Source organism: Carnobacterium sp. FSL E2-0243, assembly GCF_038003605.1.
Lineage (GTDB): Bacteria > Bacillota > Bacilli > Lactobacillales > Carnobacteriaceae > Carnobacterium > Carnobacterium maltaromaticum.
The window spans coordinates 230303-256792 of record NZ_JBBOPM010000001.1 but is presented as its reverse complement, the minus strand read 5'-3'; the positions used below and the strand labels follow the sequence as shown (position 1 = coordinate 256792).

The following is a 26490-nucleotide window of genomic DNA, read 5'->3' as shown; positions in this document are numbered from 1 at the left end:
CTTATTTCTAAGCTTTTAATTAAGCTTCAAATAGTTGGATTTCTTTAGATTCTGCTGTTAACGTTACAATTGCTTTACGACGTTTTTTAGTGTATCCAGCGTATTTACCCATACGTTTTAATTTACCACGTACGTTCATGATATTTACGTTTTTCACTTTAACGCCGAAAATTTCTTGAACGGCTTGTTTTACTTGTGTTTTGTTTGCGCGTACGTCCACTTCAAAAGTGTACTTTTTATCATCTGTAATCAACATTGTTGCTTCAGTGATAACTGGGCGCTTAATGATATCGCGTGCATCCATTATTTAAGAGCCTCCTCTACCTTAGTAAGAGCAGTTTGCGTTAAAATCATTTTTACGTTAGAAACAACATCAAGAACAGTAATTCCATCATGAGTTACTACTTTAACTCCTGGAAGATTACGTGCTGATAAAGTTGCAAAGTCGTTATCAGATTCAACAACTACTAATACTTTTTGGTCAACGTTAAGATTTTTTAACACTTGTGCAAATTCTTTTGTTTTTGGTGCATCAAAGTTCAATGCGTCTACAACAATCAAGTTGTTTTCTGCTACTTTAGTAGAGAGAACAGATTTAATCGCTAAACGACGAACTTTTTTAGGAAGTTTGTAGCTGTAAGAACGTGGTGTTGGTCCGAAGACAACTCCACCGCCACGCCATTGTGGAGATCTGATTGACCCTTGACGAGCACGACCAGTTCCTTTTTGACGCCATGGTTTACGTCCACCACCGCGGACAGCACTACGGTTTTTAACCGAATGATTTCCTTGTCTTAATGAAGCGCGTTGCATAATGATTGCATCAAACACAACGTTTTCGTTTGGTTCGATACCGAAAATTGCGTCGTTTAAAGTAACTTCGCCGTTTTGAGTACCATCTTGTTTAAATAATGCTACATTTGCCATTCCTTAGTTCCTCCTCTCTTTTCTATTATTTTGCTGCTGATTTAAGAGCAGTTCTGATTTGGATTAATGATTTTTTAGCTCCAGGAACGTTACCTTTAATTAAGATTACGTTTTTCTCTACGTCGATACGGACGATTTCAAGGTTTTGAATCGTAATACGATCTCCACCCATACGGCCTGGTAATAATTTACGTTTAAATACTCTATTAGGAGCAACTGGACCCATTGAACCAGGACGACGGTGGTAACGAGAACCATGTGACATTGGTCCACGAGATTGTCCGTGACGTTTAATTACGCCTTGGAAACCTTTACCTTTAGAAGTCCCTGTGACATCAACGATGTCTCCCGCTTCAAATACATCAACTTTAATTTCTTGTCCTACTTCGTATTCTCCTAGCGTTACATCGTTAAATTCACGAATGAAGCGCTTAGGAGTAGCATTTGCTTTTGCTACATGACCTTTCGCAGGTTTGTTAGACAATACTTCACGTTTATCTTGGTAACCTAGTTGTACTGCTTCGTAGCCATCATTTTCCATTGTTTTAAGTTGTAAAACAACGTTTGGAGTAGCTTCGATTACAGTTACTGGGATTAATTCACCATTTTCAGTAAAGACTTGTGTCATTCCTACTTTTTTTCCTAAGATTCCTTTGGTCATGAGTACACCTCCATTTAATTTTATTTTTTAGTTTAGGTATTGCTTCGGTATTACAGTTTAATTTCGATGTCTACGCCACTTGGTAAATCAAGTTTCATCAATGCATCAACAGTTTTTGGTGTTGGATTAACGATATCGATTAAACGTTTGTGTGTACGCATTTCGAATTGTTCGCGTGAATCTTTGTATTTATGTGTCGCACGAATAACAGTGTAGAGTGTTCTTTCTGTTGGCAATGGAATTGGTCCAGACACGCTAGCTCCAGTTCTTTTTGCTGTTTCTACAATTTTATCCGCTGATTGATCTAAAATACGATGTTCATACGCTTTTAAACGGATACGAATTTTTTGTTTTGCCATTTTTATGTTCCCTCCTCGCCTATTTTTGAAAATTAGACATAGCTCCACGAAAATCTCTGTCACACACGCCCGTGACAAAGCGGCCGGGTGTGTCACAACCTCTCGTTTCTTCGCCGGAGAATTCTTTCGAAAACTCCAGTGCAAATTCGTCTCCAAATTCAGCACCTTTATCATTATACAAATAAAGAAAGACAATTACAAGCTTTTTCTGTTGATTTATCAACATTTCTTAAAGAAAAAAATGAAAAGGATTACAAAAATCAATTGCCTCTCAAAAAATCTTTTCCAAGTTTTAATTATCCCGTACAACCTTCACTCTACTCTTCTTTATTTATAGTAGAGATTTTTTTAACTAGCTATTTTACAGTCTATCTAATAAACAAGAAGTCTACTATATAATATAGTAGACTTCTTGTTTATTAGATTTTGATAATCCAACCTTCTGGGGCTTCTTTATCACCAAATTGAATCCCACATAATTCATCATATAACCTACGTGTAACAGGACCTACTTCCGTTTCACTATAAAATACATGGAAGTCCTCTCCGTATTGAATACCAGCAATTGGCGAAATAACCGCGGCTGTTCCACAAGCGCCAGCCTCGACAAACCGCTCTAACTGATCTATATAAACATCGCCCTCTACAGGGATCATTCCCAATCTTTTTTCAGCTAAATGTAACAAAGAGTACTTAGTAATGCTCGGCAAAATAGATGGAGATAACGGAGTAACAAATTCATTATTAGCAGTAATACCAAAAAAGTTTGCTGCGCCGACTTCTTCAATCTTCGTATGGGTAATTGGATCTAAATAAATGCAGTCACTAAACTGCCGTTGATGCGCCTCTTCTCCTGGCAATAAACTTGCAGCATAGTTTCCGCCGACTTTAGCAGCACCAGTCCCATGCCCAGCAGCTCGATCATATTCTGAAACAACAAAGTTAGTTGGTGTTAGTCCACCTTTAAAATAAGCTCCAACAGGCATACAAAATACTGAGAATAAGTATTCCGGAGCTGGGTTCACACCAATGTTGTTTCCTACACCAACAATATAAGGTCTTAAATAAAGTGTTCCTCCTGTTCCATAGGGAGGAATAAAATGCTCATTAGCCTTTACTACGTCCACACAGGCTTTTATAAAGACATCAGTAGGAACTTCTGGCATTAACAAACGGCGACAGCTGTCTTGTAATCGTTTGGCATTCTCATCTGCTCGAAATAGATTAATACTGCCATCTTTACAACGATAGGCTTTTAATCCTTCAAAAGCCGTCTGCCCATAATGCAATGCAGTTGAACCTTCACTGATATGAACTTGATTGTCTTCTGTCATCACGCCTGCGTCCCATGCACCATTTTTCCAATAAGATAAGTAACGTAAATCTGTTTTAATGTAAGTAAATCCTAAATTTTCCCAATCGATATCTACTTTTTTCATCATCAAGCCCCTTTTCTTTTACATCGTCAGTAATCATAATCAATCTTATTCACTATCTATATTAAAAGTAAATTTGATAACTAAGTTTGTAATTTTTCTATTAAATGCGCCTTGAATATCTAAGGTTTTATCCATTTTACCACACATTATGAAAAAATGATGAGTTTTTCATAAAAAAATAGCCATTTTACCAATAGAATCAAACAATAAAATAAAAAATCGTATTCTCAAAAGAGAATACGATTTTTTTCGTCTGGACACGCATTAGTTACCTTCACTAATGTCTGATTATTTGATTGTTCTTTTAAAGGTTAAATTAAGCTTGGATTTCAGCTACAACGCCGGCTCCAACTGTACGTCCACCCTCACGGATAGAGAAGTTAGTTCCTGCTTCGATAGCGATTGGGTTGATAAGAGTTACTTCAATTGTAACGTTATCGCCAGGCATTACCATTTCAACGCCTTCTGGTAACTCACAAACACCAGTTACATCAGTTGTACGGAAGTAGAACTGTGGACGGTAGTTTGTGAAGAATGGAGTGTGACGTCCACCCTCTTCTTTTGATAATACATAGATTTCAGCTTTAAACTTTGTGTGTGGAGTGATTGTACCTGGTTTAGCAAGTACTTGTCCACGTTCGATATCTTCACGAGCTACACCACGTAGTAATGCGCCAATGTTATCTCCAGCTTGTGCGTAATCTAATAATTTACGGAACATTTCAACACCAGTTACAGTTGTTTTTGTAGGTGCTTCGTTGATTCCAACGATTTCGATTTCTTCACCAACACGTACTTCACCACGTTCAACACGTCCTGTTGCAACAGTTCCACGTCCAGTGATTGAGAATACATCCTCAACTGGCATCATGAATGGTTTTTCAGTATCACGTTGTGGAGTAGGGATATACTCATCAACTGCAGCCATTAATTCTAAAACTTTTTCTTCGTATGCAGCTTCGCCTTCTAGGGCTTTAAGAGCTGAACCAGCGATAACTGGAGTGTCATCACCTGGGAAATCGTATTCTGTTAATAAGTCACGAACTTCCATTTCTACTAATTCTAATAATTCTTCATCATCAACCATGTCTACTTTGTTTAAGAAGACAACGATGTATGGAACACCAACTTGACGAGAAAGTAAGATATGCTCACGAGTTTGTGGCATTGGACCATCTGCAGCAGATACTACTAAGATAGCGCCATCCATTTGTGCAGCACCAGTGATCATGTTTTTAACGTAATCCGCGTGACCTGGGCAATCTACGTGTGCGTAGTGACGAGTGTCAGTTTCATATTCGATGTGTGAAGTATTGATTGTAATACCACGTTCTTTTTCTTCTGGAGCGTTATCGATATCTGCATAGTTTTGTGCAGAACCGCCACCATGTTTAGATAATACAGTTGCGATTGCAGCTGTTAAAGTTGTTTTACCATGGTCAACGTGTCCGATAGTACCAATGTTAACGTGGGGTTTTGAGCGATCAAAAGTTTCTTTTGCCATTTTAATATTTCCTCCTCATATTGAGTAATAGTTTTTTGTTTTAATATAAATAGCAAATTGGCCGAAGCCTCTTCACTATTTATAAGAAATTATAAAGGTTGTTTCAATTAAAATCAACCGTTAGGAATGTCGGACTAAGCAAAGCCTAGTTATTTCCACCATTTTTAGCGATGATTTCTTCTTGAATAGATTTTGGTAAATCTTCATAGTGATCAAAGACCATCATGAAAGTACCGCGTCCTTGTGTTGACGAACGTAAAGTTGTTGCGTATCCAAACATGTTAGCTAAAGGAACAATCGCGTTAACGATTTGTGAGTTACCATGAGCTTCCATACCTTCAACACGTCCACGACGAGCAGTAATGTGTCCCATAATATCACCTAGGTAATCTTCAGGAACTGTAACAATTACTTTCATCATTGGTTCAAGAATTACAGGGTTAGCTTTTTTAGCAGCTGCTTTCAAGGCCATTGATGCGGCAACTTTAAAGGCAGTCTCATTTGAATCGACATCATGGTATGAACCATCGTAAAGTTTTGCTTTAATATCTACTAATGGATATCCAGCAAGAACCCCATTGTCTAATGAAGCTTCCAAACCAGCTTTAACAGCAGGAATGTATTCACGAGGGACAACCCCTCCGACAATTGCGTTTTCAAATTCGAATCCTGCTCCTTCTTCATTCGGTGTGAATTCAATCCATACGTGACCGTATTGACCTTTACCACCCGATTGACGAACGAACTTACCTTCTGCTTGTGTAGAACCACGGAATGTTTCACGATAAGATACTTGAGGAGCACCTACGCTAGCATCAACGTTAAATTCACGACGCATACGGTCTACTAATACATCTAAATGTAATTCACCCATACCAGAGATAACAGTTTCACCAGTTTCAGCGTTTGTTTCAACGCGGAATGAAGGATCTTCTTCTGCAAGTTTTTGTAATGCAATACCCATTTTATCTTGGTCAGCTTTTGATTTAGGCTCAACAGCGACTTGGATAACTGGTTCTGGGAATTCAATAGATTCAAGAATTACTGCTGAATCTAATGCACATAAAGTATCACCAGTAGTTGTGTCTTTAAGACCAACTGCAGCAGCGATATCTCCTGAAAATACTTTTTCAATTTCTTTACGTGTGTTTGCATGCATTTGTAAAATACGACCGATACGTTCTTTTTTGTTTTTAGAAGCGTTCAAAACATATGAACCACTTTCAAGAACACCAGAATAAACACGGAAGAAAGTTAGACGACCAACAAACGGGTCAGTCATTACTTTAAATGCTAATGAAGCAAATGGAGCTGAGTCATCAGCAGGACGAGTAGTTTCTTCCTCTGTTTTAACGTCAATCCCTTTAATAGCTTCAACATCAAGTGGTGATGGTAGGTAATCAAGAACTGCATCAAGCATTAATTGAACCCCTTTATTTTTAAAGGCTGAACCTGCCATTACTGGGAAGAATTCAACATTAATTGTTGCTTGGCGGATACCCGCTTTTAATTCTTCTTCAGTGATTTCTTCACCATCAAGATATTTCATCATTAATTCTTCATCAGTTTCAACAACTGCTTCGATTAATTTTTTGCGCCATTCAGTAGCTGCTTCTAAATACTCTTCAGGAATATCTGTTTCTTGGATATCAGTTCCTAAGTCATTTGTATAGATTTCAGCTTTCATTTTAACTAAGTCAATAATACCAGTGAAATCGTCTTCAGCACCAATTGGTAACTGAATTGGATGTGCATTAGCTTGTAGACGTTCGTGTAATGAATTTACTGAGTATAAGAAATCTGCTCCAATTTTATCCATCTTGTTACAGAAAACGATACGCGGAACTCTATAGTCAGTCGCTTGACGCCAAACTGTTTCAGTTTGAGGCTCCACTCCTGATTGTGAGTCAAGAACTGTTACAGCACCATCTAATACGCGTAGAGAACGTTGAACTTCAATTGTGAAATCCACGTGACCAGGAGTATCGATGATATTTACACGGTAATTTTTCCATTCTGCTGTTGTTGCAGCAGAAGTAATTGTAATACCACGTTCTTGCTCTTGTTCCATCCAGTCCATTTGTGATGCACCTTCATGCGTTTCACCAATTTTATGGATTTTACCAGTATAATATAAGATACGCTCTGTTGTAGTAGTTTTACCTGCATCAACGTGAGCCATAATACCGATATTACGAGTTTTTTCTAGAGAAAATTCTCTATTTGCCATAGCATTAATAACTCCTCTCTATATTTTAATAAGAAGGAAGATTCTTTTTAGTAAATACCTTTTCTGTCAAAGTCTAGCTACAAAGTAGTCCAGACTCTCCTACAGAAAAAATTTTACCAACGGTAGTGAGCAAACGCTTTGTTCGCTTCTGCCATTTTATGAGTATCTTCACGTTTTTTAACAGCTGAACCAGTATTGTTAGCAGCATCCATGATTTCTTTTGCAAGACGTTGTTCCATAGTATCTTCTCCACGTAGACGAGAGTAGTTTACTAACCAACGTAATGCTAAAGTAGTACGACGTTCTGCACGAACTTCAACTGGAACTTGGTAGTTAGAACCCCCAACACGACGAGCTTTAACTTCAAGAACAGGCATGATGTTTTTCATAGCTTGTTCAAATACTTCCATAGGATCGTTGCCAGATTGTTCTTTAATAGTATCAAAAGCATTATAAAGAATAGTAGCAGCTTTTCCACGTTTTCCGTCAACCATTAAACGGTTGATTAAACGAGTAACTAATTTTGAATTATACATTGGATCAGGTAACACATCACGTTTAGTAATAGGACCTTTACGAGGCATCCAAATTCCTCCTTTCAAAGAGTATATTTTTTAAGTTTCATAAGTTTTATAGGTTTAAAGTAAAGCTTAAGCTTTAGGTTTTTTAGCTCCGTATTTAGAACGGCTTTGTTTACGGTCTGTAACACCAGCAGTATCTAAAGCACCACGAACTACGTGATAACGAACCCCTGGTAAATCTTTAACACGTCCACCACGAATAAGAACAACACTATGTTCTTGTAAGTTATGTCCGATACCTGGGATATAAGCTGTAACTTCAAGCAAGTTAGACAAACGTACACGAGCATATTTACGTAACGCTGAGTTAGGTTTTTTAGGAGTCATTGTTCCCACACGAGTACACACACCACGCTTTTGAGGTGAGCTAGTATTTGTTGCTGCTTTTTTGAAGCTATTGTAACCTTTGTTTAAAGCTGGAGAATCTGACTTATCCATTTTCGCTTTACGAGGTTTACGCACTAATTGGTTAATAGTAGGCATTGAATTATTTCCTCCTTCCTTATTATCTTTCTAGGTCCACACATCCAGGCGGTTCATATTTAGCAAAAAAATATATGCTGCATTATGCAACCTTAATCTGGCTATGTTTCTAATTGATAACCCTTGTACCAGTCAGAACGACTGATAAACAGGAATCTGTGTACAAAAGCACCTTAGAAAGCATACCATGTTTTTCCTTTTTTTGTCAACATTTTTCTATTTATTTTCTAAAATTTATGCAACTACTATTTTTGCTAATTTCAATGGCTTCAAATTTAATAGCCTAATTAAAACAGATTGCCTTTTTTTACGTATAGTTCTAGTACCACAAAAATTAAAGGAGGCATTTTAATGCTACACATTTTCTCTCTTTTTCTACTCTGGTTTGTCGGCTGCTGTCTAGGCTCTTTTTTTATGGTTATAGGAACAAGAATCCCAATTCATCAATCCATCATTGTTCCGCGTTCTCATTGTCCAAATTGCCAAATCCCTCTTCATCTCTATCAATTAGTTCCTTTAATTTCATATTTTGTTCAAAAAGGACGCTGTGTGACTTGCCGGATTAAGATACCTTTTTTATATCCGATAATTGAAGGCCTTTCTGGATTTTGTTACTTGGTCGCTTATTTAAGCTTTGGTCATTCCCCAACTCAATTTAGAATCATCCTTCTATTAATTAGCTTTAGTTTGATTTTTATTGTTAGTGATATTTTTTATCAATTATTGCCTGATTCAGTTATGTTCTGTTTTTTTTGCCTAACTATTCTAGTTCAGATTAGAAACTTTCCCACTCACTTCCTTGGTGGGTTTAGTTTATTTAGCTTGTTTTTTCTGGTTGCTTACTTATCACCTGATGGGTTAGGCGGAGGTGATATAAAATTAGCAGGCGTACTAGGTTGGTTACTAGGTTTCAAATTAGGACTTCTAGCCATTTTACTGGCTTGCTTAGCAGGTTTCACTTATTTTTTATTTTTATTTAATTATAAACAAGCGGACTTAACAACTAAAGTACCTTTTGCTCCTTTTATCTTGTTTGGTGCATTAATTGCTTACTTCGTTACAAATCAAAGCTCCCTAGCAGCTATTTTTTAAACAAAAAAAGTACGGAAAAACCTCTAGGATAAGAGGATTCTCCGTACTTGTGTTAGTTATCTATTCAGCTGAAGTGTCAACTGTATCGTTGATACTATAAACATTTTCACTAACTACACCAATGCTTTTTGGTTCCATATTGCGATATTTCGCCATTCCGGTACCAGCAGGGATGATTTTACCAATGATAACATTTTCTTTCAGACCTAGTAATGGATCACGTTTTCCGCGAATTGCCGCATCCGTTAAGACACGAGTTGTTTCTTGGAATGAAGCTGCTGATAAGAAACTGTTTGTTTCTAATGAAGCTTTTGTGATTCCTAGCAAGACTGGACGTCCAGTTGCTGGCACATCGCCTGCTACTAGGGTCTTCAAGTTTTTATCTGTAAATTCACTGATATCCATCAATGTTCCTGGTAAGATGTCTGTTGAACCTGGGTCCATAACACGAATCTTACGTAGCATTTGACGAACCATTACTTCGATATGTTTATCGCCGATTTCTACCCCTTGCATACGGTAAACTTTTTGTACTTCACGCAATAGATAGTTTTCAACAGATAATACGTCACGAACACGTAATAATTGTTTAGGATCAATAGAACCTTCAGTTAACGCTTCTCCACGGTGAATGTAATCACCTTCAACTACTTTAAGACGAGCAGTGTAAGGAACTGGGTAACTACGAGTATCTGTTGCTCCTTTAATTGTAACTTCTTTCGTACGTTCAGCAGCATTTTCTTCAATGACAATGACTTCACCAGTAACTTCAGTGATGACAGCTTGCCCTTTTGGATTACGCGCTTCAAAGATTTCTTGAATACGAGGAAGACCTTGAGTAATATCATCTCCGGCAACCCCACCTGTATGGAAGGTACGCATTGTTAACTGAGTACCTGGCTCACCGATTGATTGAGCGGCAATCGTTCCAACTGCTTCTCCAACTTCAACTTCAGAACCTGTTGCAAGGTTACGACCATAACAATGTTTACATACACCATGTTTAGTGTTACATGTAAAGACTGAGCGGATTGTAACTTTTTCGATACCAGCATCGATAATCTCTTTAGCGATATCTTCAGTAATAATATTATTTTCAGTAATGATTTTCTTGCCTGTTTCCGGATGGAAGACAGTCTTACGAATATAACGGCCAAGTAAACGTTCTTCCAATGGCTCGATAACTTCATTACCTTCTTTAATTGCTGCAATATCTAAACCACGGTCAGTTCCACAATCTGTTTCACGAATGATAACATCTTGTGCCACATCAACCAGACGACGAGTCAAGTAACCTGAATCGGCAGTCTTAAGGGCTGTATCGGTCATACCTTTACGAGCTCCATGGGTAGAGATAAACATTTCTAAGACAGATAATCCTTCACGGAAGTTCGAAGTGATTGGTAATTCCATGATTTGACCATTTGGAGCCGCCATCAGTCCACGCATACCAGCAAGCTGAGTAAAGTTGGAGATGTTACCACGGGCACCAGAGTCACTCATCATAAAGATTGGGTTTTTAGCATCTAGACTTTCCATCAGTTTGATCTGAATGGTATCTTTCGCTTTATTCCAAATCGCAATAACACGTTCATAACGCTCTTCATCAGTGATTAAACCACGTCTGAATTGTTTCGTTACGTTATCAACTTGATTATGAGCATCATCTAAGACTTCTTGTTTTTCGTGTAAAACAACGATATCCGCAATCCCTACTGTAATCCCTGCACGAGTAGAATGTTTGTAACCTAAATCTTTCATTCTATCTAACATTTTAGAGGTTTCAGTAATATGGAATTTCTTGAAGACTTCGGCAATGATATTTCCTAAGTTTTTCTTTTTAAATGGTAAGATTAAGTCTTGTTTTTTAATATGAGCAGGAATATCTGTTCCAGCTTCAACAAAATACTTGTCAGGTGTTGAATCTTCTAAGTTAAAGTTTGTCGGCTCATTTAAATATGGGAACTCTGGCGGCATGATTTCATTGAATAATAATTTCCCAACTGTGGTAATTAAAATTCGTTCTTTTTGCCAATCAGAGAATGGTTTTTCAATTGGGTGATTTGACTCACGATAAATATTATCTGTTTGAACACCAATTCTTGAATGCATATGCACATAACCACTTTGGTAAGCTGTAATGGCTTCAGTCAAGTCTTTGAAGACCATTCCTTCACCTTCGCGTCCCTCTTCTTCCATAGTTAGGTAATAGTTACCTAATACCATATCTTGAGAAGGAGTTACTACTGGTTTACCATCTTTAGGATTCAAAATGTTTTGAGCAGCTAACATTAACATACGTGCTTCTGCTTGCGCTTCATCACTTAATGGTACGTGAACCGCCATTTGATCTCCATCGAAATCGGCATTGTAAGCTTCACAAACAAGTGGATGCAAACGAATTGCACGACCATCAACTAATATCGGTTCAAATGCTTGGATACCAAGTCTGTGTAACGTAGGCGCCCGGTTCAATAGAACTGGATGCTCACGAATAACATCTTCTAAGACATCCCAAATTGCTTCGTCTTGACGATCAATTTTACGTTTTGCATTTTTAATGTTATTAGCTAGTTCACGTTCTACCAACTCTTTCATAACGAAAGGTTTGAATAGTTCGATAGCCATTTCTTTTGGTAAACCACATTGGTACATTTTTAAATTTGGTCCTACAACGATAACGGAACGACCAGAATAATCGACACGTTTACCAAGTAAGTTTTGACGGAAACGACCTTGTTTCCCTTTCAACATATGTGAAAGAGATTTTAATGGACGGTTACCTGGTCCAGTTACTGGACGGCCACGACGACCATTATCAATCAAAGCATCTACCGCTTCTTGAAGCATACGTTTTTCATTTTGAACGATAATGTTTGGTGCATTTAAATCTAATAAACGTTTCAAACGATTATTACGGTTAATTACACGACGATATAAATCATTCAAATCACTTGTTGCAAAACGTCCACCTTCTAATTGAACCATTGGGCGCAAATCAGGAGGAATAATTGGAACAACATCCATAACCATCCAGCTAGGGTCATTTCCAGAATTACGGAACGCTTCTAAAATATCTAGGCGACGAATTGCGCGCGTACGTTTTTGACCTTGAGCAGATTTCAATTCTTCTTTTAATTCAGCAACTTCTTTTTCAAGTTGAACATCTAAAAGTAATTGTTTAATCGCTTCAGCTCCCATTGCTGCTTGGAAACCTTGACCATATTGCATACGTTTTTCGCGATATTCTCTTTCAGTTAATAACTGTTTCTTCTCTAATGGTGTGTCACCGGGTTCGATAACAACATATGAAGCAAAATAAATGATTTCTTCTAACGCACGTGGACTCATGTCTAAAACAAGTCCCATACGGCTTGGAATTCCTTTAAAGTACCAGATATGAGAAACTGGTGCTGCTAATTCGATATGTCCCATGCGTTCACGACGAACTTTTGAACGTGTAACTTCAACGCCACAACGATCACAGACAATCCCTTTATAACGGATTCGTTTGTATTTACCACACGCACATTCCCAATCTTTTGAAGGTCCGAAAATGCGTTCACAGAACAAGCCATCACGTTCTGGTTTCAGTGTACGGTAGTTAATGGTTTCTGGTTTTTTTACTTCCCCATAAGACCAGCTACGGATCTTGTCTGGTGATGCTAAACCAATTTGCATATTTTCAAAATTATTAACGTCTATCAAGGGGCCTACCTCCCTTTAATTATTAGTTGAGCTGCCCTATCTGCTCGAATATTTATCAACCAAGCGGGTGACTTTAATTTGCTAGTAAACTCTCGTCCACATGCAAATTAAAGTCTACTTGGTGCAATCAATCTTGCTTAGTTTTCTTCGTTTGCTAGTCTTTCTTTTTCAGCTGCTTCAGCACGGATTTTTTCTTGCTCTTCAGCATATTTGCTTAAAGCATCAATGTTGACAACATCATCATCATCATCTAAATCACGTAACTCGATTTCTTCATCATTAGCATCCAATACTTTCATATCCAATCCTAAGGCCTGTAACTCTTTAACTAATACGCGGAAGGATTCAGGAACTCCTGGTTTAGGAATTTTTTCACCCTTAACGATTGCTTCATAAGTTTTCACACGACCAACAACGTCATCTGATTTGTAAGTTAAGATTTCTTGCAAGGTATAAGCTGCCCCATACGCTTCCAGTGCCCAAACTTCCATCTCTCCGAAACGTTGTCCACCAAATTGAGCTTTACCACCCAATGGTTGTTGTGTAACTAGTGAGTAAGGTCCAGTTGAACGAGCATGCAACTTATCATCAACCATGTGGGCTAATTTAATCATATACATAATTCCAACTGAAATACGGTTATCAAATGGTTCTCCTGAACGTCCATCATACAAAATAGTTTTTGCATCATTGGCCATACCAGCTTCTTGAACAGTTGCCCATACATCTTCTTCACTTGCTCCATCAAAGACTGGTGTTGCAATGTGAATGCCTAGCTGACGAGCAGCCATTCCGATGTGTAATTCAAGTACTTGTCCAATATTCATCCGTGAAGGTACCCCAAGTGGGTTTAACATGATATCAACTGGTGTGCCGTCTGGTAAATAAGGCATGTCTTCTTCAGGCATAATGCGTGAAACGACCCCTTTATTTCCGTGACGTCCCGCCATTTTATCCCCTTCATTGATTTTACGTTTTTGCACGATATAAACACGAACTAACATGTTTACACCTGGAGATAATTCATCTCCTGCTTCACGTGTAAATATCTTAACATCATGAACAATTCCGCCGCCACCATGTGGTACACGAAGTGATGTATCACGAACTTCACGTGCTTTTTCACCAAAGATTGCGTGTAGTAAACGTTCCTCAGCTGATAATTCTGTCACTCCCTTAGGTGTAACTTTACCAACTAATAAATCGCCATCGCGTACTTCAGCACCAATTCGGATAATTCCGAATTCGTCTAAGTCTTTCAAAGCATCGTCTCCGACGTTTGGAATTTCACGGGTAATTTCTTCAGGTCCTAATTTTGTATCACGTGCTTCTGATTCATATTCTTCAATATGGACAGATGTGTACACGTCATCTTTAACTAGGCGTTCACTCATGATGATCGCATCTTCATAGTTATACCCTTCCCAAGTCATGAAGGCTACTAAGACGTTTTGGCCTAGAGCCATCTCGCCATTTTCCATTGAAGAACCATCTGCTAGAATTTCGCTAGCGTCAACACGGTCACCTAAAGCTACGATTGGGCGTTGATTGTAACAAGTTCCGGCATTTGAACGACGGAATTTAGTGATTGAATATTTATCTAACGCACCATTATCTTGACGAATACGAATTTCTTTCGCATCAACATATTCAACTACTCCAGGATTGCGACAAATTAATGCAGCACCTGAATCATGAGCTGAGATATATTCCATCCCTGTTCCAACAAGTGGAGCTTGTGGGTGAATCAAAGGTACAGCTTGACGTTGCATGTTGGCTCCCATTAGGGCACGGTTACTATCATCGTTTTCCAAGAAAGGAATACATGAAGTCGCAACTGCAACTACCTGTTTAGGAGAAACATCCATATAATCGACACGGCTAATTGGTACTTCTAAGTTTTCAGAGATAAAACGAGCCATTACAATATCACTTTCAAAACTACCATCTTCTAATAAGACTGAGTTTGCTTGCGCTACAACATAATGATCTTCCTCATCAGCAGTCAAGTAATCAATGTGTTTCGTTACTTTACCTGTTTCGCGATCAACACGACGATAAGGCGTTTCAATGAAACCAAATTTATTAATTTTTGCATAACTAGATAGGCTGTTAATCAGTCCGATATTCGGACCCTCAGGTGTTTCAATTGGACACATACGGCCATAATGGGAATAATGTACATCTCGTACTTCATATCCAGCACGGTCACGTGTTAATCCACCAGGTCCTAAGGCTGAAAGACGACGTTTATGCGTCAATTCACCAAGCGGGTTGGTTTGATCCATGAACTGAGACAGTTGTGAAGAACCAAAGAACTCTTTGATTGCTGCTACAACAGGACGAATATTAATCAATTGTTGTGGCGTTACAGTTGCTACATCTTGAATAGACATACGTTCACGAACCACACGTTCCATACGAGATAAACCAATACGGAATTGATTTTGTAATAATTCTCCAACTGAACGAATACGACGATTACCTAAATGATCGATATCATCTACGTTGCCGATTCCTTCTTGTAAGTTAAAGAAGTAACTCATTGATGAAATGATGTCAGCAGACGTTACGTTTTTAATATCTGTTGAAACATCACCATTTCCAATTACATTAACGATGCGATCTGGATCTTTTGGTGAAACAACTTGTACCACTTGAATTGTGAAAGGCTCTGGAACAACCCCTTCATCAGATGGATAAAGTGTTACACTATTAATTCCAGCATCGATAAATGGACTTAATTTATTGATCATATCACGATCTAATAACGTACCTTTTTCAGCAATAATTTCTCCTGTTTCAGGATCAATTAATGTTTCTGCTAAAGTTTGGTTAAATAGACGTGTTTTTAGATTTAATTTTTTGTTGACTTTATAACGACCAACATTGGCTAAATCATAACGTTTTGGATCAAAGAAACGAGCATTTAACAGACTTCTTGAACTATCTGCTGTTTTAGGCTCACCTGGACGTAGACGCTCGTAAACATCTTTCAAGGCTTCTTCAACACGTGAATCATTGGCATTTTTGTGTAGGTCTTTTTCTAAGGTTAAACGTAGGCTTTCATTGTCACCGAAGATTTCTAGAATTTGATCATCTGATCCAAATCCTAAAGCACGAACTAAAACAGATAAAGGAATTTTACGCGTACGGTCAATACGAACATACGATAAATCTTTTGCATCTGTTTCATATTCTAACCATGCGCCACGGTTAGGAATAACTGTCGAACCAAATCCTTGTTTCCCGTTTTTGTCGACTTTACCATGGAAATAAACCCCTGGTGAACGAACTAATTGAGAAACGATAACACGTTCAGCTCCATTGATAATGAACGTTCCCATATCTGTCATCAGTGGGAAATCACCAAAGAATACTTCTTGGTCTTTTACTTCGCCTGTTTCTCTATTTTGCAGACGTAACTTCACATGCAATGGTGCAGAGTAATTTGCGTCATGACTTCTAGCTTCTTCAACAGTGTATTTTGGGCTGTACAACTGATAATCAACAAATTCTAATGATAGGTTTCCAGCGAAATCTGCGATTGGAGAGATGTCTTTAAACATTTCACGCAATCCTTCATCTAGGAACCATTGGTAGGAATCAGTCTGTATTTCAATTAAGTTTGGAAGTTCTAAAACCTCGCTGATTCGTGCAAAACTTCTTCGTGTGCGGTGTTTACCGTAATTTACTAAGTGGCCTGCCAACCTATTCACCCCTCAAAACATATTTACATATACTAAGCAACAATCGCCAAAAACGAAATATTACAAATGAGTTACGAATGTTAAAATTCGTTAACAAAACTCTTTTTTTGCTATTTTTTGGCAAAAAAAAACCAAAAGATCCGTGACATTTTAAACTTAAAATTCACATTTTCTTTTGTTTCTTCCTTTAAAAACTCGCTCTGGACAATATTTCAGGACGAATTTCATGCTACTGAGTACAGTATTCGCATTAAAATAGTATACCTGTAATTCGCCTAACTGTCAATAGTTGATATTGAGCTACAAATTAAAAAAATTTCATCCTTCAGAAAGATTCTGAAAGGATGAAATTTCCCTACTACTATTTATTTTTTTGCAAGGCTTGGCTATGCCAATCACCCTCTGGTAAATAAAGACTATGTTGAGCAAATGAAGCATCATTATCTATACGATAAGGATAACAATACACTTCGAGTTTTTCATCAAATAGTTGAGTTTGTTCATTGTATAGCCAAACCGTTACAACTTTCCTTTCATATTCATTTTCTGGATGGTTAGAACCATAATAATTTTCTAGTGTATCTAATTCTTTTAGCGTTGGATGAAAATCACATAATTCAAACACTTCCCCATATACCCAGTCATCTCCCACTAATAAAGCTGGATAACCTTTTTCCGTCAAATGATATAGCTCCCCTTTAATTCTGGCTCTCCTTGGTTTGCCCATGACTTTTCCAGCTAAATATAGCTGATAGTTAAAAAGCCCCTCCATTAAACTTCCATAAGTAAACAGTGGACGTGGTTGTTCTTCTTGCATTAGTGAATGGCACCTCCAACGGCTTTTAAGTCCGCTTTTCCATCATATTCGACAATCGCTGAAATTGCTGCGGTCAGTCCCTTAGTAATATCTGGCAAACTCATATAAGGTTGATTCGCTTTATCTAAAACTTGTGTTGGAATAAAAGGCACGTGAATAAAGCCACCTTTAAGATTAGGGTATTCTTTTTCAATCAAGTATTGAACTTGATACATAATATGGTTACAAACAAATGTCCCCGCTGTATTTGAAACACTGCCTGGAATTCCTGCTTCTTTAATCGCTGTTACCATTGCTTTAATTGGTAATTGAGTAAAGTAAGCCGGTGCTCCATCTGCTTGAATGACTTCATCAACGGGTTGATTACCTTCATTGTCCGCAATTCTAGCATCATCAATATTAATTGCAACTCGTTCTGGCGAGACAGTAAAACGTCCACCTGCTTGCCCGATATTTAGGACAACATCTGGTTGGTGTTCTTCAATTGCTTTTTTAACGACTTCTGCTGCTTTTCCAAAAACAGTCGGAATTTCTAATTGAATGACTTCTGCACCATTAATAACTGGCGCTAAACCTTTAACAGCTTCTAGAGCAGGGTTAATTGATTCGCCACCAAATGGATCAAAACCTGTAACTAAAATTTTCATTTCGTATTCTTCCCTTCTGTAGTTCATTCTATTGATTCAAGATTTTAATTTAAATTTTAACACTAAAACGCCCAGAAATACATTAAAACGACATGAACCACTAACATAATTATAGCTAATGGAGCTTGAGCTTTTATAACAGCATTTTGATCTTTAATTTCTAGCAAAGCCACTGGCAAAGCATTGAAATTAGCCGCCATCGGTGTTAATAATGTTCCACAGAAACCTGCTGTCATCGCTAAAGCCCCTGCAATGACTGGATCCGCTCCTTGAGCAATAACAAATGGTACACCAATTCCTGCTGTAATAACTGTAAAGGCTGCAAAACCATTCCCCATAATCATTGTAAAGATCATCATACCTAAACAGTAAGCAATAACACCAATTAAACGATTACCCTCTGGAACAAATCCAGAAATACCGTTTGAAATCACCGTTCCCACACCAGCTGCATTGAAGATTACGCCTAACGCTGCTAATAATTGTGGCAAAATCCCTGTCGTTCCAACTTGTTGAATCATACGATCTGTATCATCTAAAACAACTTTAGGTTTTGCTTTAGTAATAAACATTGCAACAACTAAAGAGATGACTGCTGCAATTCCAATTCCAATTTGTCCAGATAAAGGACCAAATGGAGCTGTCTGAGCCACAACAACTGCCACTAACGCTAGAACTAAACAGGGAACAAACACAAGATTCCCTAGTTTTCCTGCCGCCTGCTCAGATTCTTTTTCATTTAAATCTGCCACTTTTCCTAACCTAACTTGTTTAAATAGAGTTAACACACCCATTAACAAAATAATGATGCCATCAACTATAAACGGAATATAGTTTCCAGCTCCGAAAACAACTCCTAATAACAGCCAAAAAGCAGCTGTGCCTATACGAGCCGGATTTGTTTGATCACGGAAAGCTCGAACAGCTGTCATAATTAAGATTAAACCAATTAATATATAAAAGAATTCTAAAATAGTACTTGCAAAATTTTCCATATTCTAACGCTCCCCCTTTTCTTTAGAGGCTGCGCCGACATTTACGCCATATTTTTTAGCCATCTTTTTATCAAAAATCATATTATAAATTGCTACCATTACTAACATAATCAACGCAACAGGAACTGATGCTAATGCAATCGAAACATTCGAAACTTCATATCCTAATGAATCAAATGTCGTCTGAATAAGCAATACTCCCGCCGCTGCAATAAACGTATTTTGGGCAAAAAAGTTTCCGAAATTTTCTGTTGCCGCTGCCCGAGCTTTTATTTTATCCTGATCTTCTTCACTCACGTCACCATATTTATTAACTGCCGCTGCTTGAGCCATTGGATTTACAATTGGACGAATAAATTGCGTCTGACCTTGCACACGAATAGAAAGCGTTCCTGCAATTTCTCGAATAATCATATAGATTGTCAAGAATCTACCCGGTGTTAAATTTTTAATTTTTTCAATAATCACGACGGCTTGCTGACGTAACCCAAACCGTTCTGACAAACCAATCATTGGCAATGTCAATAAAAACAAAGTAACTAATCGATTTGAAACAAATGCCTCTCCTAATAATGCCAAAAACTCAGTGAATGAAATCCCTGAAACTAAAGCTGTCGCCAATGCTGCAACTAAAACAACAGCAATGGTATCAAATTTAAAAATAAATCCAACTAAAATAATTAAAATACCAATCAATTTAATAATTTCCACTTTTTTCTCCCCTTATTTTTTTATTTTCCTCATTATACACTACCTAACTAGCAATGTTAATTACTTTTTAATGATAGCATCTATTCATTTAACCCACAAAAAAAGTCAACAAAAACTTTTTCAGAGTTCGTGTCGACTTTTTATTCTTTAATTTACTTGTTTAATACTTTGAATAATCCAGTAGCCTTTATCTTTAGCAATAACCTCAGCATTGCCAAAAGTTTCTTCCATTTTCGCTTTTGCAGATGGCGCTCCTTGTTTCTTTTGGATCACAACAGTTAAGCTGCCACCCTCTTTTAAATAATGATACGCTCCGGTCAAAATACTATGAACAACTTCTTTTCCTGCCCGAATTGGTGGATTACTAACAATCGCTGCAAAATCTTTGCCTTTCACCTGATCATATACATCAGACACATGAATATCGACTGTTGAAATCCGATTATTTGACGCGTTTTGTTTTGCCAAACCCAAGGCACGTTCGTTGACATCAACCATTTCAACTTGTCGTTCTGGATCTGCTTTAGCTAGTGACAACCCCATTGGACCGTACCCACATCCAACATCTAGTATTGGACCATCTACTAATTCTTTCAAATCAAGCGTTTCAATTAGCAATCTTGAACCAAAATCAACTGTCTTTTTCGAAAAAACCCCTTGATCTGTAACAAATTTAAACTCATGCCCTTTTAGCGTATACGTCCATGCTGCTTCTTTCGAGACAGCGGACGGTTTATTTGTATAATAGTGATCTGCCATTTTGCGCTATTCCTCGTTTCCTTTTCATTTACTCTTTTCTATTCTACACTTTTTCAGCACAACTTCCTACTTTATCTGTTAAATCAACTGAATTATTTTTGCCAGAATTGCTCTAATTCTGTACTAACTTCTTTTGTATTCGTTACTCGTTTCGCATTGCTCCAATGTTCTGGAAACAGCATCTGATATCTAGTTGAATGAAACCTTTGATCTAGTAACAGCACAACACCTTTGTCACTGCGACCTCTTATGACTCTCCCCGCTGCTTGCAAAACCTTATTCATTCCTGGAATTTGATAGGCATATTGATATCCTTGACCATTTTCATGGTCGTAGTATTTTTTCACTAAATCTTGCTCTACATTTAATTGCCCCAAACCCACACCTATGATTGCTACGCCAATTAAACGTTCACCTTTTAAATCAATTCCTTCAGAAAAAATTCCACCTAACACACAAAACCCAGCCAAACTCTCGGATGGGTTATCTTGAAAACTTGCTAAAAAAAGTTCTCGCTCGCTTTCATCCATCATAGACTCTTGAATAATAGTCTTAAATTTAGGATATTTTATTGAAAACTGTGTATATACTTGATCTAAATAGTGATAAGAAGGAAAGAAGAAAAGATAATTCCCATTTTTTCCTTCTATCAATGCCGCTAAGCTATCAATAATCGGTTCAATACTCGAATCCCGATTTTGATATTTCGTATCAACGTAATCTGATACTAACAGTAATTGTTTTTCAGGAGCAAATGGTGAAGGCAATTGGTAACACAAAGCTTCCTTTTCACCTCCTAAAATCTGTGAAAAATAAGACATTGGCGATAATGTAGCCGAAAATAAAATAGAGGCTTTCCCCATTTTTAAAGTTTGGTTTAGTAAATAAGAAGGATTTAAGCACAACTGTTTAATCGTGACTTCGAAACCTTTGACCTGAATATAAGTAACGTATCGTTCGTCATAGAGTTCAGAAATTTTCAAATAGGTTAAGGCTTCAAAATAAACAGCTAACAATTCCCCTTGTACTTCAGATTGCATATTTAATGGTAACCAAATTTTCGCTGCTTCTGTAAATTTCCATACGTGATTTAAAAAAGTATCTGCAGGTTCAGTTTGAATTAAGAATTCACGTCCCTCACAATTTTTCTTAAAGGCAACTAAATCTTTATCTAGTCGGTTAACTGCTCTTAAAAGTTTTTTATCTTCATCTTGATTCTGTAATGCCTTTTTCAGTTGGTGGATCTTGCTACGGCTCAAACTAGCTGAAAACATCGATTTTGAACGCTCAACTAAATTATGCACCTCATCAATTAAAAACACATAATCATTTTTTTCTTCTGTAAAAAAACGTCTTAGATAAACGACTGGATCAAATAAATAATTATAATCACAAATAATTGTATCGCACCATAAACTAACATCTAAAGATAACTCAAAAGGACAAATAGTGTATTTACGCGCGTAAGTTTCAATCACATCACGAGTTAATTGATTTTCTTTTGTTAACAGATCAAACATCGCTTCATTTAAACGGTCATAGTAACCTCTAGCATAAATACAATGATCCGGGTTACAAATTCGCTCATCTAAAAAACAAATTTTATCCTTAGCTGTTAACGTGACACTTTTTAACTGCAGACCCTTTCGTTCCATTTCAGAGACAGCATCTTCTGCTACTTGACGTGTAATTGTTTTGGCTGTTAAATAAAATAATTTTTCTGCTTTTCCCTCACCAATTGCTTTAATACTTGGAAACAGCGTTGACATTGTTTTCCCAATACCAGTCGGCGCTTCACAAAAAAGCTCTTGTTCAGTCAAAATTGTTTTGTAAACTGCTACAGCTAACTCTCGTTGTCCGTTACGATAGCTGCCATAGGGAAACTCTAACTCTTTAATGGATTGGTCCCGTAGTTTTGTCCAATTATCTTTAAAAATAATCCAGTCTTCATACTTTTTTAAAAGATCATCAAAAAAATGGATTAACTCTTTTCTAGTCCAAACTTCTTGCGTTTTCGTCAGTTCTTCAGTTAGCGTTTGGAAATAACTTAACTGTAAACAAACCTCATCTAGATCTTCCTCCTGACAAAGTAAATAGCCGTAGCATTTTAATTGTCCCCAATGTAAGGCTTGTTCAGCTTCATTCAATAAATCAAATGGTGTTTCCGAGGTTTTTATTTCATCAATCAAGACTGGTTGATTTTCTTCACGAACAATTCCATCAAGTCGCCCTTCAATAGTATATTCTTTCTGATTTAACATCCTTTTCGTTTTTAAAACAACCTCTGCTTGATAGTTTTCACCAGCAGCTTTTTGGATTTTTTTATGAATACGCGTACCTTCAATAGCCGTATGGGCGGAACTGGTAAAACGTTGATCAATGCTACCTTTACGCAAAATAAAGCTAACTAATTGACGCACAGCAATTTTTTCTTTCACCATAGTTCACACCCCTTTTCAAAATACTCTGACTCCATTATAGAACATACATTCCCATAAAGATATAAAAATTTCAAGGCACTAGGACAGTCAGATTACTTTGATTAAATCTTAGACAAAATCTATTTTACAAAAAAAGACTAAAGATTTTTCTCCTTAGTCTTTTCCTACTGCTTATTTAATATAATGTCGGAACCAAACCGCCATCTACTCGCAAAGCTGCTCCATTGATAGCACTAGCCATAGGACTACTTACAAAAACTACCATCCGTCCAATTTCTTCTGGTGCAATAAATTTCTGAATTAAAGAGTTAGGTCGATTTTCTTTCATAAAACGCTGGCCTTTTTCAACCAATGTTTCATTGCCGCCAGGAAACCAATTTTCCAGCATCTCAACAACTCCTTCAGTCATTGTCGAACCAGGCATCACTGTATTCACAGTAACTTTACTGCCTTGGGTCAACTTTGCCAATGTTTTAGACAGCGACAGTTGCATCGTCTTCGACATACTATATTGCGGCATTTCTGCATCTGGCATCACAGCTACTTCACTAGCAATAAACAAAATGCGCCCCGCATCAAGCTCTAGCATCTGAGGTAAATAATAGCTTGCTAAACGATTGCCGCTTAAAACATTTACATCAAAATAATGTTGCCAATCTGCATCAGTTAACTGAAAATAATCAGAATTGGTAAAAATCCCTAAATTATTAACTAAAATATCCACTTTTGGAAAAGCATCCGTCATCTGTTTTGTACCCTCTTGAGTCGTGATGTCGAATGGCGCAGCAGATGGATTCGTCATTGGATACGCCGTTTTTATTTCCGCAACAACTTCATTAACCGTCCCTGTACTTCGACCATTAACAATGACATCAACACCTTCTTTAGCAAGTTCAAATGCAATTGCTTTGCCAATTCCTTTTGTAGAGCCTGTAACTAATGCTGTTTGTCCTTTTAAATACATATCCATTTGGTTTCCTCCATTATTATTCAGACTATCTATTTTTATTCCAGTAGATTCCCATTGATTTATTCTGATTAAAAATCAAAATTATCAGGATCTGGCCCAATTCGATGATTTTCATTTAATTGTTGAATTTGTTGCATGTCTTTTTCAGATAAATTAAAATCAACTATATCTTTATTTTGTGCTAAACGCTGTTCATTTGTTGACTTAGGAATAGTGATCACTCCATTTTGTAAATCCCAACGTAGAATTACTTGAGCAGCCGTTTTCCCGTGTCTTTCTGCAATTGCTAAAATAACCGGATTCGTTAAAATTTCACCATTCATCAGCGGCGACCATGCTTCCATTTGAATATTATGTTGCTTCAAGTAATTTTGCAACTCCAACTGTGTTAATTTAGGATGGTACTCGACTTGATTAATCACAGGTTTAATTGATGTTTCTGCAAATAATTCTTCTAAATGGTGAATTTGGAAATTGCTGACACCAATACTCCGAATTTTTCCATCTTGATAAAGTTCTTCCATTTTTTTCCAAGTCGGAATAAATTTACCTGATACTGGCCAATGAATTAAATATAAATCTAAATAATCTAAGCCTAGTTTATCCAAACTGACTTGATAAGCTTTTTCAACTTCTTCAAAACCCATATCAGCTGTCCAGACTTTCGAAGTGACAAATAGCTCTTTTCGAGAAATACCTGCTGCTACAATCCCTTGACGAATCCCTTCACCAACTGCCTCTTCATTTCCATAGATACTAGCTGTATCAATACTGCGATAGCCTTGAACAATCGCTAGTTTAATTGCCTCAACCAACTCTGCGTGGTCTTCTACACGAAAAACACCTAGGCCAATCCACGGCATGTTTACCTCGTTGTTTAATGTAACTTGATTCTCAAAATTAATGTTCATTTAAAATTCCTCCATGAAAATGATTTACTTTTTTTTAGTATAGGTTTACTATATACCTAACACTTTCAAATAGGAAGTAGGTACTTTATTGTGCTATAGGTACCAAAAAGTACCTATATAGAGACTAAAGAAATGAGTGAAGAAGATGAAAACCATTACGTACAATATCGGTGTTGAGGCAACAATTGATGTGATTGGCGGGAAATGGAAGCCAATTATCTTATGTCATTTGAAACATGGAACCAAACGGACTTCTGAATTAAAACGATTAATGCCGTCTATAACCCAAAAAATGCTCACACAGCAATTACGCGAATTAGAAGCAGATGGTGTCGTAACCCGAATCGTTTACGAACAAGTCCCACCTAAAGTTGAGTACTCTTTAAGTAGCTACGGTCAATCACTAGCACCTGTTTTAGAATTACTTTGTCTATGGGGTGAAAAACACATTGAACAACGCGTCTCTCTTTACCAAGAAGACATTGTGTTGGAAAATACTGAATTAACTTAAATTTAAAATTCCTATCGACTAGAAAGAATCTGGTCGATAGGAATTTATTTTATCGTTTAATATATTCTGATTTTAAGCAAATTTTTTGATACTCTTTTGTACAAACTAAATCAAATGCTAGGCGACCTATTTCTGATAATTGTAAATCGATAGTAGAAATCCCCATCGCTTCACTTACATACATATTCGATTGCCCAATCACTTGAACTGTAAGCCCTTTTCGTTGGAATACTTGAAAAATCGCCACTGCCGTCTCATCATTGTTTGTAAAAACTACTTCTGGAACATCTTTCAGTTGACTAAAATAGTCGCCCGCTATAATCCCACCCGGACCATCGTAACAATTATCAACTAAATAATCTGGGTTTAACGGACCAAAGTTTTTTTGATATGCCTCAAAAGTTAATCTGGCACTGTTACTAATCAGCTGGCTACGACCTAAAGTTAACGCTATTTTATTTTTTCCTTGCGCCTTTAATTCAGCAAAAACTTGATTATAAGCTGCTAATCGATCCACATAAACACCGGACACAAGATAATCCCCTGTATCTTCACAACAAACAATCGTCCCATATTTTGTAAATTTTTCAATTTCAGCCATTTCATGAACTCTAGATGTCACAATAATACCGTCAAAGCGTTTATTTTTCAGCTGAGTGAAATAATATTTTTCTTTAGCTTTATCATAATTACTTGGCAACAATGTCACCATATACCCTTTTTCAAACGCATTTTCTAATATTCCATTAATAATCTGATCAAAATAAATAAGACTAATCGCTGGAACAATTACACCAATCGTCTTCGACTCCCCTGATTGCAGATCTCTCGCTTGGCTATTCGGAGCATAATCATGTTCCGCAATAACTTTTAAAATGCGTTCTTTTTTCTCTTCTGAAACATAAGGATGCTGATTTAAAACACGCGAGACTGTCGAAACCGAACAACCAGAAAACTTAGCGATATCTTTAATATTCAACTTCAATCACAGCCCTTCCAATTCTTTGGTTATTCTAAGTATAACCAAAGAGGAC

Annotated in this window: 22 protein-coding genes; 2 read left to right on the top strand and 20 right to left on the bottom strand. The window is 37.2% G+C overall.

The window, feature by feature from the left end; genetic code table 11:
• Window positions 1–19 precede the first annotated feature (19 nt).
• The 9 genes from rplW to rpsL form a co-directional block, all read right to left on the bottom strand.
• Window positions 20–304, bottom strand: a complete 285-nt coding sequence (gene rplW, locus MHI00_RS01115) for a 50S ribosomal protein L23 (RefSeq protein WP_010052049.1) — start codon at window positions 302–304, stop codon at window positions 20–22.
• On the bottom strand, window positions 304–927 hold the full coding sequence (rplD, locus tag MHI00_RS01110) for a 50S ribosomal protein L4 (protein WP_010052048.1): 624 nt from the start codon (window positions 925–927) through the stop codon (window positions 304–306). Before rplD ends, rplW begins: the two co-directional genes overlap by 1 nt.
• Before the next feature lie 25 nt (window positions 928–952).
• Window positions 953–1588 (bottom strand): 50S ribosomal protein L3, encoded by a 636-nt coding sequence (gene rplC, locus MHI00_RS01105; protein WP_010052047.1) that lies wholly within the window; start codon window positions 1586–1588, stop codon window positions 953–955.
• Between the two features lie 50 nt (window positions 1589–1638).
• On the bottom strand, window positions 1639–1947 hold the full coding sequence (rpsJ, locus tag MHI00_RS01100; RefSeq protein WP_010052046.1) for a 30S ribosomal protein S10: 309 nt from the start codon (window positions 1945–1947) through the stop codon (window positions 1639–1641).
• Between the two features lie 419 nt (window positions 1948–2366).
• Window positions 2367–3386, bottom strand: a complete 1020-nt coding sequence (locus MHI00_RS01095) for a branched-chain amino acid aminotransferase (protein ID WP_341110275.1) — start codon at window positions 3384–3386, stop codon at window positions 2367–2369.
• 316 nt (window positions 3387–3702) lie between these two features.
• Window positions 3703–4890, bottom strand: a complete 1188-nt coding sequence (gene tuf, locus MHI00_RS01090; protein WP_010052044.1) for an elongation factor Tu — start codon at window positions 4888–4890, stop codon at window positions 3703–3705.
• Window positions 4891–5035: 145 nt separating this feature from the next.
• Window positions 5036–7120 (bottom strand): elongation factor G, encoded by a 2085-nt coding sequence (gene fusA, locus MHI00_RS01085; RefSeq protein ID WP_015077775.1) that lies wholly within the window; start codon window positions 7118–7120, stop codon window positions 5036–5038.
• Between the two features lie 113 nt (window positions 7121–7233).
• Window positions 7234–7704 (bottom strand): 30S ribosomal protein S7, encoded by a 471-nt coding sequence (gene rpsG, locus MHI00_RS01080; RefSeq protein WP_010052039.1) that lies wholly within the window; start codon window positions 7702–7704, stop codon window positions 7234–7236.
• Between the two features lie 66 nt (window positions 7705–7770).
• Window positions 7771–8184, bottom strand: coding sequence for a 30S ribosomal protein S12 (gene rpsL / locus MHI00_RS01075; RefSeq protein ID WP_010052037.1), 414 nt, complete (start codon window positions 8182–8184; stop codon window positions 7771–7773).
• 351 nt (window positions 8185–8535) lie between these two features.
• On the opposite strand from rpsL, the gene MHI00_RS01070 reads away from it, so the two are divergent.
• Window positions 8536–9276 (top strand): prepilin peptidase, encoded by a 741-nt coding sequence (locus MHI00_RS01070; RefSeq protein WP_341110270.1) that lies wholly within the window; start codon window positions 8536–8538, stop codon window positions 9274–9276.
• Window positions 9277–9336: 60 nt separating this feature from the next.
• Here MHI00_RS01070 and rpoC read toward each other — a convergent pair whose 3' ends face one another.
• The 10 genes from rpoC to MHI00_RS01020 form a co-directional block, all read right to left on the bottom strand.
• Complete coding sequence (gene rpoC / locus MHI00_RS01065) at window positions 9337–12984, bottom strand: DNA-directed RNA polymerase subunit beta' (protein WP_010052035.1); 3648 nt, start codon at window positions 12982–12984, stop codon at window positions 9337–9339.
• A 137-nt stretch (window positions 12985–13121) separates the two neighbouring features.
• On the bottom strand, window positions 13122–16703 hold the full coding sequence (rpoB, locus tag MHI00_RS01060) for a DNA-directed RNA polymerase subunit beta (protein WP_087064591.1): 3582 nt from the start codon (window positions 16701–16703) through the stop codon (window positions 13122–13124).
• Window positions 16704–17055: 352 nt separating this feature from the next.
• Complete coding sequence (locus MHI00_RS01055) at window positions 17056–17511, bottom strand: gamma-glutamylcyclotransferase family protein (RefSeq protein WP_015077780.1); 456 nt, start codon at window positions 17509–17511, stop codon at window positions 17056–17058.
• Window positions 17511–18158, bottom strand: a complete 648-nt coding sequence (pcp, locus tag MHI00_RS01050; RefSeq protein ID WP_317913149.1) for a pyroglutamyl-peptidase I — start codon at window positions 18156–18158, stop codon at window positions 17511–17513. The genes MHI00_RS01055 and pcp overlap by 1 nt, the downstream gene beginning before the upstream one ends.
• A 62-nt stretch (window positions 18159–18220) precedes the next feature.
• The gene (locus MHI00_RS01045) at window positions 18221–19153 is read right to left on the bottom strand and encodes a DUF979 domain-containing protein (protein ID WP_010052031.1); all 933 of its coding nucleotides are present in this window, start codon (window positions 19151–19153) and stop codon (window positions 18221–18223) included.
• 3 nt (window positions 19154–19156) lie between these two features.
• Window positions 19157–19864: a DUF969 domain-containing protein gene (locus MHI00_RS01040; protein ID WP_035065117.1), complete on the bottom strand. Its 708-nt coding sequence runs from the start codon at window positions 19862–19864 to the stop codon at window positions 19157–19159.
• A gap of 147 nt (window positions 19865–20011) precedes the next feature.
• Window positions 20012–20623, bottom strand: a complete 612-nt coding sequence (locus tag MHI00_RS01035) for a class I SAM-dependent methyltransferase (RefSeq protein ID WP_010052029.1) — start codon at window positions 20621–20623, stop codon at window positions 20012–20014.
• A gap of 92 nt (window positions 20624–20715) precedes the next feature.
• The gene (locus MHI00_RS01030; RefSeq protein WP_341110262.1) at window positions 20716–23064 is read right to left on the bottom strand and encodes an ATP-dependent DNA helicase; all 2349 of its coding nucleotides are present in this window, start codon (window positions 23062–23064) and stop codon (window positions 20716–20718) included.
• A gap of 175 nt (window positions 23065–23239) precedes the next feature.
• Entirely contained in the window at window positions 23240–24034 is a 795-nt protein-coding gene (locus MHI00_RS01025; protein WP_317913146.1) for an SDR family NAD(P)-dependent oxidoreductase, read from the bottom strand.
• Window positions 24035–24102: 68 nt separating this feature from the next.
• Window positions 24103–24945 (bottom strand): aldo/keto reductase, encoded by an 843-nt coding sequence (locus MHI00_RS01020; RefSeq protein ID WP_015077789.1) that lies wholly within the window; start codon window positions 24943–24945, stop codon window positions 24103–24105.
• A 145-nt stretch (window positions 24946–25090) separates the two neighbouring features.
• Between MHI00_RS01020 and MHI00_RS01015 the strand changes: the two genes are divergently transcribed.
• The gene (locus MHI00_RS01015) at window positions 25091–25456 is read left to right on the top strand and encodes a winged helix-turn-helix transcriptional regulator (RefSeq protein WP_010052024.1); all 366 of its coding nucleotides are present in this window, start codon (window positions 25091–25093) and stop codon (window positions 25454–25456) included.
• 49 nt (window positions 25457–25505) lie between these two features.
• Here the strand turns inward: MHI00_RS01015 and MHI00_RS01010 are convergent, their stop codons facing one another.
• Window positions 25506–26441, bottom strand: a complete 936-nt coding sequence (locus MHI00_RS01010) for a LacI family DNA-binding transcriptional regulator (RefSeq protein WP_010052023.1) — start codon at window positions 26439–26441, stop codon at window positions 25506–25508.
• Between the last annotated feature and the right edge of the window lie 49 nt (window positions 26442–26490).

Excerpts from the sequence above, each read along its gene's own strand:
- rplD (WP_010052048.1), bottom strand. The coding sequence starts at position 927 with ATGGCAAATGTAGCATTATTTAAACAAGATGGTACTCAAAACGGCGAA.
- rpsL (WP_010052037.1), bottom strand. The coding sequence starts at position 8,184 with ATGCCTACTATTAACCAATTAGTGCGTAAACCTCGTAAAGCGAAAATG.
- MHI00_RS01025 (WP_317913146.1), bottom strand. The coding sequence starts at position 24,034 with ATGGATATGTATTTAAAAGGACAAACAGCATTAGTTACAGGCTCTACA.
- MHI00_RS01015 (WP_010052024.1), top strand. The coding sequence starts at position 25,091 with ATGAAAACCATTACGTACAATATCGGTGTTGAGGCAACAATTGATGTG.
- MHI00_RS01020 (WP_015077789.1), bottom strand. The coding sequence starts at position 24,945 with ATGAACATTAATTTTGAGAATCAAGTTACATTAAACAACGAGGTAAAC.
- rplC (WP_010052047.1), bottom strand. The coding sequence starts at position 1,588 with ATGACCAAAGGAATCTTAGGAAAAAAAGTAGGAATGACACAAGTCTTT.
- fusA (WP_015077775.1), bottom strand. The coding sequence starts at position 7,120 with ATGGCAAATAGAGAATTTTCTCTAGAAAAAACTCGTAATATCGGTATT.
- MHI00_RS01070 (WP_341110270.1), top strand. The coding sequence starts at position 8,536 with ATGCTACACATTTTCTCTCTTTTTCTACTCTGGTTTGTCGGCTGCTGT.
- rplW (WP_010052049.1), bottom strand. The coding sequence starts at position 304 with ATGGATGCACGCGATATCATTAAGCGCCCAGTTATCACTGAAGCAACA.
- pcp (WP_317913149.1), bottom strand. The coding sequence starts at position 18,158 with ATGAAAATTTTAGTTACAGGTTTTGATCCATTTGGTGGCGAATCAATT.
- rpsG (WP_010052039.1), bottom strand. The coding sequence starts at position 7,704 with ATGCCTCGTAAAGGTCCTATTACTAAACGTGATGTGTTACCTGATCCA.
- MHI00_RS01035 (WP_010052029.1), bottom strand. The coding sequence starts at position 20,623 with ATGGCAGATCACTATTATACAAATAAACCGTCCGCTGTCTCGAAAGAA.
- MHI00_RS01030 (WP_341110262.1), bottom strand. The coding sequence starts at position 23,064 with ATGGTGAAAGAAAAAATTGCTGTGCGTCAATTAGTTAGCTTTATTTTG.
- MHI00_RS01055 (WP_015077780.1), bottom strand. The coding sequence starts at position 17,511 with ATGCAAGAAGAACAACCACGTCCACTGTTTACTTATGGAAGTTTAATG.
- MHI00_RS01045 (WP_010052031.1), bottom strand. The coding sequence starts at position 19,153 with ATGGAAAATTTTGCAAGTACTATTTTAGAATTCTTTTATATATTAATT.
- rpsJ (WP_010052046.1), bottom strand. The coding sequence starts at position 1,947 with ATGGCAAAACAAAAAATTCGTATCCGTTTAAAAGCGTATGAACATCGT.
- tuf (WP_010052044.1), bottom strand. The coding sequence starts at position 4,890 with ATGGCAAAAGAAACTTTTGATCGCTCAAAACCCCACGTTAACATTGGT.
- MHI00_RS01095 (WP_341110275.1), bottom strand. The coding sequence starts at position 3,386 with ATGAAAAAAGTAGATATCGATTGGGAAAATTTAGGATTTACTTACATT.